This window comes from Streptomyces sp. GL_141 (assembly GCF_057834385.1).
Map to the genome: position 1 here is coordinate 1,126,074 of NZ_CM174402.1, position 13,839 is coordinate 1,139,912.

Consider the following 13,839-nt stretch of genomic DNA (forward strand, 5'->3'; position numbering starts at 1 on the left):
AGCCTTCAAGGCGACCTCGGGAGTGCGGTCCTGAGGGGAAAAAACGGAAGCCCGCTCGCCGAAAGACGAACGGGCGTTCCGTCATCCCTACAGATCATCCGGATGAGTTGGCAAGGTATGTCCCCATGTCGGGTGCCTATTCAGCCAATCCGGCACGCACTGCCACGAACGGCTAGCGCTTGCGGCCGCCCCGCTCGTCGGGGCCGCTGAGCCCCGCGCGGCGCAGGGCGTCGGCCATCGCGCTGTTGGCGGGGGCCGGAGCGCCGCCGCCCTGACGCTGGCCGCCGCCGCCCTGACCGCTCTGGCCGCCCTGACCGCCTTGGCGGCGGCCCTTGCCGCCGTCGCGGGAGCCTCCCTGGCCGCCCTGACCGCCCTGACCGCGCTCGCCGCCGCCCTGACCGCCCGGGACGCGCTGCTGCGGGGGCCGGCCGCCGCCGCGCCGCTCGCCCCGCTCCTCGCGCTGCCGCGGAGCACCGCCGTCGGCGCCGCCGCCGCGCTCCGTCTCGTCCTCCAGCCGCAGCGTCAGCGAGATCCGCTTGCGCGGGATGTCCACGTCCATGACCTTGACCCGGACGATGTCGCCCGGCTTCACCACGTCGCGCGGGTCCTTGACGAAGTTCTTCGACAGCGCCGAAACGTGCGCCAGCCCGTCCTGGTGGACGCCGATGTCGATGAAGGCGCCGAAGGCGGCCACATTGGTGACCACACCCTCCAGGATCATCCCGGGGGCCAGGTCGCCGATCTTCTCGACGCCCTCCTTGAAGGTCGCCGTCTTGAACGCGGGCCGCGGGTCCCGGCCCGGCTTCTCCAGCTCGCGCAGGATGTCCGTGACCGTCGGCAGGCCGAAGGCCTCGGTGACGAACTGCTCCGGCCGCAGCGAGCGCAGCACACCGGTGTTGCCGATCAGGGCCGCCACCTCGCTGCCCGCCGTCTTGCCCATGGTGCGGACCACCGGATAGGCCTCGGGGTGCACGCTGGAGGAGTCCAGCGGGTCGTCCCCGTCGCGGATCCGCAGGAAGCCCGCGCACTGCTCGTATGCCTTCGGGCCCAGCCGGGCCACGTCCTTGAGCCCCTTGCGGTTGCGGAAGGGGCCGTTGGCGTCGCGGTGCGCCACGATGTTCTCGGCGAGTCCGCCGCTGATGCCCGACACGCGCGAAAGCAGCGGCGCGGAGGCGGTGTTGACGTCGACGCCGACACCGTTCACACAGTCCTCGACCACGGCGTCGAGCGAACGCGAGAGCTTCACCTCGGACAGGTCGTGCTGGTACTGGCCGACGCCGATCGACTTCGGGTCGATCTTCACCAGTTCGGCGAGCGGGTCCTGCAGGCGCCGGGCGATGGAGACGGCGCCTCGCAACGACACGTCCATGTCCGGGAGTTCGGCCGAGGCGAAGGCCGACGCCGAGTACACGGAGGCGCCGGCCTCCGAGACCATCACCTTGGTGAGCTTCAGCTCGGGGTTGCGGGTGATGAGGTCCGCGGCGAGCTTGTCGGTCTCCCGGGAGGCGGTGCCGTTGCCGATGGCGACGAGCTCGACCGCGTGCTCCTTGGCCAGCCGGGCCAGCTTGGCGAGCGCGTCGTCCCACTTGTTGGCGGGCACGTGCGGGTAGATCACCTCGGTGGCGACCACCTTGCCGGTGGCGTCCACCACGGCCACCTTCACGCCGGTGCGGAAGCCCGGGTCCAGCCCGAGCGTGGCCCGGGTGCCGGCGGGTGCGGCGAGCAGCAGGTCGCGCAGGTTCGACGCGAAGACCCGTACCGCCTCGTCCTCGGCGGCGGCGCGCAGCCGGGAGCGCAGGTCGATGCCGAGGTGCACCTGGATCTTCGTACGCCAGGCCCAGCGGACGGTGTCGGCGAGCCACTTGTCGCCGGGGCGGCCGCGATCGTTGATGCCGAAGCGCCGCGCGACCATGCCCTCGTATGTGGAGGGCCCGGGCGTCTCGCTCGGCTCCTCCGGCTCCAGGGTGAGGTCGAGCACGTCCTCCTTCTCCCCGCGGAGCATGGCGAGCACGCGGTGCGAGGGGAGGGCGGTGAAGGGCTCGGTGAAGTCGAAGTAGTCGGCGAACTTGGCGCCCGCCTCCTCCTTGCCCTCGCGGACCTTCGCGGCGAGCCGGCCGCGGCCCCACATGCGCTCGCGCAGTTCGCCGATGAGGTCGGCGTCCTCGCCGAACTTCTCGGTGAGGATGGAGCGGGCGCCCTCCAGGGCGGCGGCCGCGTCGGCCACGCCCTTGTCGGCGTCCACGAACGCGGCGGCCGCCACGGCCGGTTCCACGGACGGGTCGGCCAGCAGCCCTTCGGCGAGCGGCGCGAGGCCGGCCTCGCGGGCGATCTGCGCCTTGGTGCGGCGCTTGGTCTTGAAGGGGAGGTAGATGTCCTCCAGCCGTGCCTTGGTGTCGGCCGCGTTGATCCGGGCCTCCAGCTCGGCGTCGAGCTTGCCCTGCTCCCGGACGGAGTCGAGGATCGCCGCGCGCCGGTCCTCCAGCTCGCGCAGGTAGCGCAGCCGTTCCTCCAGGGTGCGCAGCTGGGCGTCGTCGAGCATCTCGGTCGCTTCCTTGCGGTAGCGCGCGATGAACGGCACGGTCGAGCCGCCGTCGAGCAGCTCGACGGCGGACTTGACCTGCCGCTCCCGTACGCCGAGCTCCTCGGCGATCCTGCCTTCGATGGACATCGTCACTGTGCGGTCCCGCCTGCCTTCGTACGTGTTCGTGCTGCTGGTCCGTGCTGCGTACTGCGTGCAGCGTGCTGCGTCGGAAGGCTGCCAATTGTGGCAGGTGGCGGCGGCGGACGTCGGGAGCCGGGCCCGGTCCGGTCTCAGGCCTTGCCCATGAGGTCCCCGGGGAAGGCTCCGGCGACGAAGGCCTGCACGGTGAGACCACCGCCGATCTCCGCGAGCCGGGCGACTCCGGCCGCGCCGAGGTGCTCGTACGGAGCCTCGTCCAGGCGGTCGGTCTCCGTCTCCAGCGCTTCGCGCAACGCCGCGCCCTCGGGCGTGAGCTCACCGTCGGAGTCGAGCAGTCCGCGCTCGCGCAGCCGGTCCGCGGCCGCGTCCAGGTCGGACTGCTCCCAGCCGCGGATGTACTTGAGGTACTTCGGCGTCATGCCGTGGCCGCTGGCCGTGTGGCTGACCAGGGCCTCGACCGGGTCCAGACCGACGGTGAGCAGGGCGACCAGGTGTCCGTCGCCGCGGTGCTCGCGCAGCAGGGTGGTGGCGTGCCACAGCTTGAGGTGCGGTTCCTCGGGTACGGGCAGGTCCGCGTGGGCCGAGTAGAGCGTACGGGCGTGCCGGGTGCAGGCTTCGGACGCGCGCATCGCCAGCCCGGCGGCCTCGGCGATCTCGGGGGACGCGATGGTCTCGTCGCCGAGGAGCCGGCGCAGCGTGGTGTCCACGGCCCGCAGCCGGGCGGCGAGGACCTGCGCGGGGGTGGCGGTGTCCCAGACGGCGGGCAGGTGCCGGGCGACGAGGTCGTGGCGGTAGTTGTAGAAGGTGGCCGTCACCGTGCCCGCGCCGACCGCGCCCATGGCCGCGGAGCGGGAGGAGAGGTTGACGGCGTTGCGGTCGGTGATCCCGAGGGCGGCGAACTCCTTGCCGAGGTCGGGCGAGAAGTAGACCGTGGAGTGGAGCGGGTTGATCGCCCCGTGCCAGCAGCTGCGTGCGGCGTGCGCCGGAAGAGTCATGCGGGCAGGCTAACGACTGCTTGGTATGGAGAGAAGTGCGGTGCCCCCTCTCCTGCAGGGCTCTGCCGGAGAGGGGGCGGTGCGGCGCTACTTCAGTTCGGCTCCGGTGGCGACGACCACGCCGTAGAGCTCGGTGACCGTGGCGAGGGCCGCCTGGTGGATCTGCTGCGCCGTCAGGGCGCCCGCCGGGCTTTCCAGCGCGCGCGTCGCCGAGGCGTCGGCGACGACCGTGGGAGCGTAGCCGTGCAGGAAGGCGCCCTCGGTGGTGAACAGGGTGCACATGTTGGTCATGAACCCGGCGATGATCAGGTTCTTCCGGCCGGTGGCTTCGATGATCTCGTGGAGGTCGGTCCGGTGGAAGCCGTTCGGGACGGACTTGGTGACGACGGCCTCGCCCGCCCGGGGGGCCACGGACGCGTGGAGGCCGCCCTGCTCGGTGTCGATGCCGTAGCCGCCGTCACGGATGTGGACGACGGGGGTGCCGGCCTCGCGGGCCCGGGTGAGGAGCCGGGAGGCGGAGGCCAGCGCGGGCTCCCAGCCGTCGAGTTCCATGACGCCGCCGGTGTAGGTGTTCTGGTAGTCGACCAGGACCAGGACCGCGTTCTCGAAGGTCGCGGGGGTCTCGTCGAAGCCGTTGAGCTGACGCAGCGTGGTGGTAGCCATAAGGGTGCCGTTCTCACGAGGGTGGGGTGGCGGCCGTCGCGGGGCCACAACGGCAACGCTAGGAGGCCGCGCACGTCCGGGCAATGACGGCTGAACCGCAGATCCGGACATCGATCCGCGCAGGCCGGGGGCGGTGCGCGGGGTCTCGCCGCCGCCCGGACGGACGTGTTCCGCACGGGCGTTTTTCAGACGCGTGGCGATCGTGTGACAGGAGGGGCCATGGACATGACGTGGGGTCCCGCGCGTGAATACGGTCGAACGGAAGCCACTCCCCTACCACTTGGAGTTCAAGGTGCACCGCAAAGTCATCGCCCCGAGCGTGCTCGCAGCCTCCCTTCTGCTGGTGATCCCGGCGTCGGCGGCGAGTTCCGTTCCGGGCGCACCGGGTATCGGCGATCCCTACTACCCGGCCAGCGGCAACGGCGGGTACGAGGTGTCCCATTACGACCTTCGCCTCCAGTACCAGCCGAAGACCGACCTGCTGGAGGGCACCGCCACCCTGCTCACCACCGCCAAGCAGGACCTGTCCCGCTTCAACCTCGACTTCGGTCTGGACGTCAGCGAGATCCGGGTCAACGGGGTCAAGGCGAAGTTCGCCAAGTCGGGCGTCTCGGAGCTGGAGGTCACCCCGGCCTCCCCGCTCCAGCGGGGCCGGCAGTCGAGCGTGGTCGTCAAGTACGCGGGCAAGCCCTCGGAGTTCAAGGTCGACGGTTGGTCGGCCTGGCAGCGCACCCCGGACGGCGGCGTCGCCGCACAGGAACCCGATTCGGCCGTCTGGTGGTTCCCGAGCAACGACCACCCGCTCGACAAGGCCACCTTCGACGTGTCGGTGAACGTGCCCGACGGCACCCAGGCCATCAGCAACGGCGTCCTCCAGTCGCAGAGTTCGCGCCTGGGCTGGACCCGGTACAACTGGCGCTCGAACAAGCCGCAGGCCACGTACCTCGCCACCCTGGCCATCGGCAAGTTCGACATCACCACGGACAAGACGGCGAGCGGGCTGCCGATCCTGAACGCCTACAGCCAGGACCTCGGCGACAACGCGGGCGCGGCGCGCGCCAGCGTGGAGCGGACGGGCGAGGTCGCCGAGTGGCTGGAGGGGGTCTTCGGGCCGTACCCCTTCAACGCGCTCGGCGGGTACGTGCCGAACGTGCCCAGCGGGTTCGCGCTGGAGACGCAGACCCGGCCGTTCTACAGCCCCCGGCAGTTCGCGAACGGCGCGAACGTGTCCGTGGTCGTGCACGAGATCGCCCACCAGTGGTACGGGGACAGCGTGTCCGTCGACGGCTGGAAGGACATCTGGGTCAACGAGGGCTTCGCCCGCTACAGCCAGTGGCTGTGGTCGGAGAAGGAGGGCGAGGGCACCGCGCAGGAGCTCGCCGACTGGGCGTACGGGCTGCGGGCGGCCGAGGACCCGTTCTGGCAGGTCAAGCCGGGTGACCCGGGTCCGGAGAACCAGTTCCACGGTGCCGTCTACGACCGCGGGGCGATCGCCCTCCAGGCGCTGCGCAACCAGATCGGCGACGAGAAGTTCTTCCGGATCCTGAAGGGGTGGCCGACCGAGCGGGCCTACGGCAACGCCAAGGTCGGGGACTTCGTCCGCTACGCGGAGAAGGTCTCGAACCAGCCGCTCGCGCAGCTCTTCGAGACCTGGCTGTACACCCCGGGCAAGCCGGCCGCCTCGGCGCTGAACACGACGAGGACGCTGCCGGCGGCGGCTCCGGGCACCGGCACCCTGCGGTCCCCGGCCGCGAAGCCGGCGGCCGAGCCGAAGTCCTGGAAGAAGATCGCCGAGACCAACACGGTCCACGAGGGCCACTGATCCACGGCCGACCGGCCCACGACCGACCGGTCCCCGGCCGTACGCGGCTCCGCGCGCCGCCGCCCCTCAGGAGGCGGCGGCGCGTTGCCGCGCGCGGGCGGCGCGGGCGATCGGGAGGTAGCGCAGGCGCTCCGGCAGCAGGGGTACCAGCAGCCGCAGGGCCGTGCTGAAACGGCGCAGGCGGCGCTCCTGGGCCGGGCTCCATTCCAGGCCGATGGCGGCGCGTGCCTCGGGCGGCATGTAGCCGGCGGTGACGAAGGCCCGGAAGCGCAGGAAGGCGGCCCGCAGGACGGGCCAGGTCAGGCGCAGCAGGAGCCGGACCGGCAGCGGGCCTCCGGCGGGGCGGGGCAGGGGCGCGTCGGTGGCGAGGAGTTCGCGGGCGACCTTGGTGGGCTCGATCTCCTCGGCCAGCATCCGGTGGTAGTACGGCCAGTACTCCTCGATGCTCTGCGGCATGTCCCGGTCGTGCAGACCGAGGATGCGGCCGACCTGGAGCCACTCGCGGTAGAGCTGGCGTTCCTGGGCCGGGGTGAAGCGGCGCAGCAGGTAGCGCCCGGCGTAGAGGTAGACCGGGAAGCCGGTGGCGTGCACCCAGGCGTAGCAGGCCGGGTCGAGGGAGTGGTAGGGGCGCCCCCGGGTGTCGGTGCCCTGGATCTCCTTGTGCAGGCGGCGCACCCGGCGCCCTTCGGCCGCGGCGTCGGCTCCGCCGTACACCCAGAGCTGGACGGAGCGCAGGGAGCGCTCGCCGCGGCCCCAGGGGTCGGTGCGGAAGACGGAGTGCTCGTCGACCCCGGCGCCGATGGCGGGGTGGGCGACCTGCATGGTGAAGGCGGCGGGCAGCATGAGCAGCGCGCGGACGTCTCCGGCGATGGTCCAGAGCACGCCTCCGGGCGGCGGGGGCTCGGGGTCGTTCCGCTTCGTGTCCATTCGTGTGCCCCCAGGGTGTCGACCAGCCGTTCTCCCAGTATGCAGGGGGTCCGGCGGCTTCCGCCGAAGCCTGTGGACAGTGCATGCTGCGGCCATGAACCTGTCCCCCTGGGCCTTGCTGCAGGACCTGGCCCCCTGGATGCTCGCCGGTGCGGCCGTGACGCTGGCCCTGGTCCTCGCGGTGCTCGTCGCACTGTTCGGGGTGCCGTACTTCCTCCTGCGGCTGCGCCGTCACGGGGAGAACGCCTCCGAGCCGGACGGTATCGGCGGCTTCACCTGGACCTCCGCGCACGACTCCGCGCCGGACGACGACCGGCGGGCCGGCTGAGGCCGGCCGCGGAAACACCGAAGAAGTAGCACTGCGTCCAGAAACCCGTGTCACAGGTGTTACCGCGAAGTAACCCTGGCTGCTTGGATGGCGGAGCCGATCTTCCCCCACAGGAACGAGGGAGACCTCCATGCCCCAGATCCAGCCCCGCAGGGTCCGTGCCGCCGCCGCGGCCGTCGCCGCCGTCGCCGTCGGATCGCTCGTGGCGACCACGGCTCCGGCCGCCACCGCCGCGGAGAGCGCCACGCCGCGGCTCAGCGTCCTGTCGTACAACGCGTTCCTGATGAGCAAGAGCCTGTACCCCAACTGGGGCCAGGACCACCGGGCCGCGGAGATCCCCAAGACCTCCTGGTACCAGGGGCACGACGTGGTCGTGCTCCAGGAGGCCTTCGACAACGCCGCCTCCGACGCGCTGAAGGCCAACTCGGCCGCGCAGTACCCGTACCAGACCCCCGTCGTGGGCCGCAGCAAGAGCGGCTGGGACGCCACGGGCGGCGCCTACTCCTCCACCACCCCGGAGGACGGCGGCGTCACGATCCTCAGCAAGTGGCCGATCGTGCGCAAGGAGCAGGTGGTCTACAAGGACGCCTGCGGCGCCGACTGGTGGTCCAACAAGGGCTTCGCCTACGTCGTGCTGAACGTGAACGGCACCAAGGTGCACGTGGTCGGCACGCACGCCCAGTCCACCGACCCCGGCTGCGGCGCGGGCGAGGCGGCGGAGATGCGCGCCCGCCAGTTCCGGAACATCGACGCGTTCCTGGACGGCAAGAACATCCCGGCGAGCGAGCAGGTCATCGTGGCGGGCGACCTGAACGTCGACTCGCGCACCCCGGAGCTCGCCACCATGCTGGCCAACGCCGACCTGGTGGACTCCGACACCCGCACGGGGCACACGTACTCCTTCGACACCGCGCTGAACTCGATAGCGAAGTACCGCTACCCGACCGACCCGCGCGAGGACCTGGACTACGTGCTCTACCGCAAGGGCAACGCCCGCCCGGCGAACTGGGAGAACAACGTGGTCCTGGAGCAGTCGGCGCCCTGGACGGTCTCCAGCTGGGGCACCTCCTACACCTACACCAACCTCTCCGACCACTACCCGCTGATCGGCCGCTGACCCGCCGCTGATCCGCCACGGCGAAGGGGGGCGCCCGCCGCGATCCGGCGGGCGCCCCCCTTCCCCGTTCTCGTCGTTCCCGGGCCGCGGCCGTCAGCCGTTGGCCTTCGCCCGCTCCCACTCGCTCGCGTAGTCGTTGAAGATCGCCCGCAGGTGGTGGCCGATCTTCAGGTAGTCCAGGTCGTCGAGGTTGGCCAGCGAGACGCGCACCGACCACTGGGGGCCGTCGAAGCCGCCGCCGTTGAGGAGGACCACCGAGGTCTGCTCGGCGAGCCGGAACAGCGGGTCGACGGGCTCGTAGTTCTTCTCCAGGAAGTCCGCGAAGTCCTTGCCGTGGACCCGTTCCGCCTCGGCGAGCAGGTCGAGCTCGATGTAGTACCCGGCCCGCTTGTCGTCCTCGGAGATCTTCATCTGGGCACCCTCCAGCAGCAGGTCGAGCCTGCGGTGGACGATCTGCCGGATGCGCTCCTTGTACGCCTGGCCCTCGTCCAGCATGTCGAAGAGCGAGAAGAGCACCATCATCGTCTGCTGCGGCAGCGAGAGGCCGGCCGTGTGGTTGAGGGCCACCGACCGGGAGTCCGCGACGAGCCGGTCGATGAAGCGGATCTTCTCCGGCTCCAGGCTGAGGGTGCCGTACCGCTTGGCCAGCCGGTCCTTCTGGTCCTGGGGGAAGCCCGCGACCATCTCGTCGATGACGTTGTCGTCGTGCAGGCCGATGACGCCGAGGCGCCAGCCGGTGCAGCCGTAGTGCTTCGAGTACGAGTACACGAGCAGGGTGTTGCGGGGCAGGTCGGCGGCGATCGAGCGGAAGCCGGGCACGAAGGTGCCGTACACGTCGTCCGTCACGATCAGCAGGTTCGGGTTGCTGGTGGCGACGATGTCCTTGATCTGGTTCGCCACGCGGTCGCTCAGCGCGAGCGAGGGCGGGTTGGACGGGTTGACCAGGCAGACGAGCTTCACGGAGGGGTCGGCCAGCTTGGCGACCTCCTCCTCCGGGTAGCGCCACTGGCGCACGCCGGTCTCGGCGAAGAGGCTCGCGGAGACGTTGACCACCTCGAACTCGAAGGTGTCGAGCTCGGGGATCTCGATGTAAGGGGTGAACACCGGGGTCATCAGGGCGATCTTGTCGCCCTTCTTCAGGATCCCGTTCTTCATCAGCGAGTCGAAGATGTAGCACATGGCGGCGGTGCCGCCCTCGGTCGCGAACAGCGACAGGTTGTTGCCCGCCGGCGGCTTCTTGCCGAACATCTCGTCGGCGACGTAGCCGCGCACGATGTGCTCCGCGTGGGTCAGCATCCGGTCCGGGACCGGGTAGTTGTCGCCCGTGATGGAGTCGGTCAGCTCGTGCACGAAGGCGTCCTTGTCGAACGGCCAGCGCTTCAGGGCGTACTGGACGCAGGCGGACAGCATCTCCACGCCCGGCAGGTCCGGGTGGCGCCGGGCCCAGGAGTCGAACCGCTCCCCGATGCCCTTCTTCTCCGGCATCCCGCCGAGGTTGTCGGCGGTCCACACCCGGCGGGACTCCTCCAGTGCGAAGTAGCCCAGTGCGTAGAAGGCCTCGCGCGGCCCGGTGGCGATCCAGTTCGGGTTGCCGCGGCCCGCGTTGAGCATGGCGCGGGCGGTGGTGTCCTTCTGGCCCGGCTTGTCGGCCTGGGCGGCCGTGGCGAGCTGGATGAACTTGTCCTTCAGCTCGAACGGGCTGAGCTGCGCGAAGGACTGGATCTCCTCGCGGCTGAAGGTGGTCTTCGGCACGGTGACTTCCTTTGGTTCGAGGGGGCTCTGTGGCGAGGGGCTCTGTGGCGAGGGTCGTTCAGTGGTTGAGGATGACGATGACGGCGCCCCAGATGGTCAGCAGCACGTTGCTGATCGCGTAGGGGATCGTGTAACCGAGCGTCGGCACCTGCGATTTGGACTGTTCGTTGACCGCGCCGATCGCCGCCGTGGTGGTCTGGCCGCCCGCGAGGACGCCCATCAGGATCGGGAAGCGGATCTTCTGGACGTGGTGTCCGACGAGGAAGCCGACCAGGAGCGGGATCAGCGTGGCGATGGCGCCGAAGAGCAGCAGTCCCCAGCCGGCGGTGGCCAGCCCGCTGGTGAAGCTGGGCCCGGCGTTGATGCCGACGACCGCGACGAACAGGCAGAGCCCGAGGGTGTCCATGAACCACTGCGCGCCGGGCGGGACGTTGCCGTACGTCGGGTACTTGCCGCGGATCCAGCCGAAGACCAGGCCCATGATCAGCGCGCCGCCCGAGGTGGACAGCGAGATCGGGACCCCGCCCGCGGTGAGCGCCGGGATGCCCAGGCAGCCGCCGAGGAAGATGCCCAGGCCCACCCAGATCATGTCGGTGGCGAAGCTGGTGGGCACCGGCTTGCCGATGGCCTTGCCGGCCGGGTCGACCAGCCGCTTCGGGCCGGACAGGATCAGGGTGTCGCCGCGCTCCAGCTGGGTGGCGAGCCGATAGGGGAACTCGGTGCCGGAGCGGTAGAGCTTGTCGATGTAGACCCCGACCATGAAGGGCTCGGCGCGCAGTTCCGCGATGGTCTTGCCGAGCTGTTCCTTCTCCGAGGCGACCACGTGCAGCGTCTCGGTCTGGTAGCCGAGGAGTTCGACGTCGTCGGTCTCGGGGCCGATGTGGGTGCGGGCGTCGAAGTCGACCAGGGACCCGCGCAGGGCGCTCACGGCGACGATGTCGCCTTCGAGCAGCGTGGTCTGCTGGGTGTGGTCGATGATCGTCCCGTCCCGGCGGACCCGGGTGAGGTAGATGCGGTGGCCCAGTGCCTTCTGCTGGTTCTCGAAGTCGTCGATGGTCCGTCCGACGAGATCGGGCCGCTGGATGGTGTAGGCCCGCAGGACGATCTCGTAGTACCCCTCGTGCAGGTCGGGGTTGTCGCTGGGAGCGTCCATCTCCTGGGCGATCTGGGCGCTCTCGGCCGCCAGGTTGCGCCGGTAGAGCCGGGGCAGCACGTTGGCCAGGAGCATCGCGCAGAGGATGGTGCCGAGCGGGTAGGTGACCGCGTAGCCGACGGCGACGAAGTCCTGCTGCTCCTTGATCTGGTCGGCCGAGAGGCCCGGCAGGTTTCCGATGGCGTCCTGGGCCACGCCGATGACGGCGGACTGGGTGAGCGCGCCGCCCAGCAGACCGGCGCTGAGCCCCGGTCCGTAGCCGAGCATGACGGCGAACCCCCAGGAGACCAGCAGGCCCGTGACGCAGACGATGACCGCGTTGACGACCTGCGGGAGGCCGTCCTTCTTCAGGCCGCGGAAGAACTGCGGCCCGACCTTGTAGCCGAGGGCGAAGAGGAACATCGTGAAGAAGAGGTTCTTCACGGTCCCGTCGATGGTGATCTTGAACTGGGCACCGAAGACGAGTCCGACGATGAGGCAGCCGGTGACGGCGCCCAGCCCGATGGCCTTCCAGCGCAGCTTCCCGACGAGGAAGCCGAGTGCGACGGTGATGAAGACCAGGAGTTCCGGGTGTGGCTGGAAGATGTTCCGGTTCAGGAAGTCGATCATGTGGGCGCCGTCCGGGTGGGGTGGGTGACGTGGAGGGGCGTCGTCAGGCGCCCAGGATCCCGACGAGGATCGGTCCGGTGAGTGGGAGCAGGAAGTTGGACAGCGCGTAGGTGATCGTGTAGCCGAGCATCGGCACCGAGCTCTGCGCCACCTGCGTGACCGAGGTGATGGCCGGGGTGGAGCACTGCTGTCCGGCGATGGCGCCGATCAGCAGCGGCTTCTCGATCTTCAGCAGCTTGCGCCCGACGACCAGCGAGATCGTGGCCGGTACGAGGACCATGGCGATCCCGGCGAACGGCAGCAGGGCCCCGTACTCCTTGAGCAGCGGCCAGGCCTGCGGGCCCGAGGTCAGACCGGTGCAGGCGATGAAGACCGCGAGCCCCATGTCCTTGATGGTGGTGGCGGCTTGCGGCGGGAAGGCGCCGAAGGTCTGCCGGCGGGAGCGGAACCAGCCGAAGAGCAGACCCGAGATCAGGCAGCCGCCGCCGGTGCCGAGCGAGAGCGGGACCCCGCCGAGGCGGACCACGAGCTGGCCGATGAGCGAGCCGAGCGCGATGCCGAGACCGAGGTAGATGAAGTCGGTGGAGTCGTTCTTGGCCACCGTGCCGATCTTCTCCACGATCCGGTTCAGGCCCGAGCGGGCGCCGACGAGGGTGACGACGTCACCGCGCTCGACGACGGTGTCCGGGTTGGCGGGCAGGTGCTGCTCGCCGCGGAGCACGTCGGTGACGTACACGCCGCTGCGGCCGAACTCCTTGTGAGTGGTCCGGATCTCTTCCAGGGACTTGCCGGCGACCGACTTGTCGGTCATGGCGACCTGCCGGGTGGCCAGCGGGGTGTCCACCCCCGGGATGCCGGGGGTCTCCGGGCCGATGGCCCGGCCCGCCGCGATGGCCTCGGAGCGCCGTCCGACGACGAGGACGAGGTCGGAGAGCACGAGTTCGAGCTCCGGGGTGGGGGCGAGGTCCTTGGAGCCGCGCCGGACGGCCTCCACGGTGACCCCGCCGCCGAAGGCCTCTTCGAGGTTCCCGACGGTGCGGCCGTCGGCGAGGGTGACCAGGTGGGTACGCCCGACCAGGCCGGGCATGGCCTCCTGCTCGTCGCTCTCCAGGCCGCCGGAGCCGCCGCCGCGCATCTTCTCCCACAGCTCGCGCGAGGCGTCCGCCAGGTTGACCCGGAGCAGCATCGGCATGATCTGGCTGGTGTAGATGACGATGGTGACCAGGCCGAAGAGGTAGCAGACCGTGTACGCGGTGGCCACGTGACCCTGGTACGTGGAGATCTGCTCCGCGGTCAGGTCGGGCAGTTTGCCGATCGCCTCGGTGGCGGTGCCGACCACGGCGGATTCGGTGGCCGCGCCGGCGAGGATGCCGGAGGCGGTGCCGACGTCGAGGTCGAAGGCCTTGGCCAGCAGGTAGGCGAGGCCGAGCACGCTGACGAGCTCGATGAAGCAGAGCGCGAAGAAGCGCATGCTCTTGCGGTTGAGGTTGGCGAAGAACTGCGGTCCGGCCATGTAGCCGAGGGCGAAGATGAAGAGCGCGAAGAAGATCGTCTTCACGTCGGCGTCGATCTCGATCTTGGCCCAGGCGCCGAGCAGCAGCGACACGATCAGCGTGCCGCAGATGCCGCCGAGGGTGATCGGGCCGACGCGCACCTTGCCGAGGAGGTATCCGGCCGCAAGGCAGAGGAACAGGGCGAGTTCGGGGTGGTCTTGCAGCACACCCATGGGCGATCAGCCGCCCTTGCCGGGCGGCGTGGCGAATTCAGGGCATATGCACATTCCCTCACCCTTG

General features: G+C 70.3%; 10 protein-coding genes. 3 read left to right on the plus strand and 7 right to left on the minus strand.

From position 1 onward, the window contains the following. Window positions 1-172: 172 nt before the first annotated feature. From AC3IX6_RS04915 to AC3IX6_RS04925, 3 genes are all read right to left on the minus strand, one after another. Window positions 173-2,674 (minus strand): Tex family protein, encoded by a 2,502-nt coding sequence (locus AC3IX6_RS04915; protein WP_489369021.1) that lies wholly within the window; start codon window positions 2,672-2,674, stop codon window positions 173-175. Between the two features lie 137 nt (window positions 2,675-2,811). Then, on the minus strand, window positions 2,812-3,675 hold the full coding sequence (locus AC3IX6_RS04920; protein WP_489369022.1) for an SCO6745 family protein: 864 nt from the start codon (window positions 3,673-3,675) through the stop codon (window positions 2,812-2,814). An 87-nt stretch (window positions 3,676-3,762) separates the two neighbouring features. Further along, the gene (locus AC3IX6_RS04925; RefSeq protein ID WP_489369023.1) at window positions 3,763-4,338 is read right to left on the minus strand and encodes a cysteine hydrolase family protein; all 576 of its coding nucleotides are present in this window, start codon (window positions 4,336-4,338) and stop codon (window positions 3,763-3,765) included. A 292-nt stretch (window positions 4,339-4,630) separates the two neighbouring features. Between AC3IX6_RS04925 and AC3IX6_RS04930 the strand changes: the two genes are divergently transcribed. Beyond that, window positions 4,631-6,160 (plus strand): M1 family metallopeptidase, encoded by a 1,530-nt coding sequence (locus tag AC3IX6_RS04930; RefSeq protein ID WP_489369024.1) that lies wholly within the window; start codon window positions 4,631-4,633, stop codon window positions 6,158-6,160. A gap of 66 nt (window positions 6,161-6,226) precedes the next feature. Here AC3IX6_RS04930 and AC3IX6_RS04935 read toward each other — a convergent pair whose 3' ends face one another. Then, on the minus strand, window positions 6,227-7,087 hold the full coding sequence (locus tag AC3IX6_RS04935) for an oxygenase MpaB family protein (RefSeq protein WP_489369025.1): 861 nt from the start codon (window positions 7,085-7,087) through the stop codon (window positions 6,227-6,229). Window positions 7,088-7,181: 94 nt separating this feature from the next. On the opposite strand from AC3IX6_RS04935, the gene AC3IX6_RS04940 reads away from it, so the two are divergent. Continuing rightward, a complete protein-coding gene (locus AC3IX6_RS04940) occupies window positions 7,182-7,415 on the plus strand; it encodes a hypothetical protein (protein ID WP_489369026.1) in 234 nt (77 codons plus the stop codon). Between the two features lie 130 nt (window positions 7,416-7,545). Continuing rightward, on the plus strand, window positions 7,546-8,532 hold the full coding sequence (sph, locus tag AC3IX6_RS04945) for a sphingomyelin phosphodiesterase (RefSeq protein WP_489369027.1): 987 nt from the start codon (window positions 7,546-7,548) through the stop codon (window positions 8,530-8,532). 93 nt (window positions 8,533-8,625) lie between these two features. Here sph and AC3IX6_RS04950 read toward each other — a convergent pair whose 3' ends face one another. From AC3IX6_RS04950 to aspT (AC3IX6_RS04960), 3 genes are read right to left on the minus strand one after another with little or no spacing between them, the layout of a single operon-like run. Then, a complete protein-coding gene (locus tag AC3IX6_RS04950) occupies window positions 8,626-10,284 on the minus strand; it encodes a bifunctional aspartate transaminase/aspartate 4-decarboxylase (protein ID WP_489369028.1) in 1,659 nt (552 codons plus the stop codon). A 58-nt stretch (window positions 10,285-10,342) separates the two neighbouring features. Beyond that, entirely contained in the window at window positions 10,343-12,046 is a 1,704-nt protein-coding gene (aspT, locus tag AC3IX6_RS04955) for an aspartate-alanine antiporter (protein WP_489369029.1), read from the minus strand. A 43-nt stretch (window positions 12,047-12,089) separates the two neighbouring features. Next, window positions 12,090-13,772: an aspartate-alanine antiporter gene (gene aspT / locus AC3IX6_RS04960; RefSeq protein WP_489369030.1), complete on the minus strand. Its 1,683-nt coding sequence runs from the start codon at window positions 13,770-13,772 to the stop codon at window positions 12,090-12,092. Window positions 13,773-13,839: the final 67 nt, after the last annotated feature.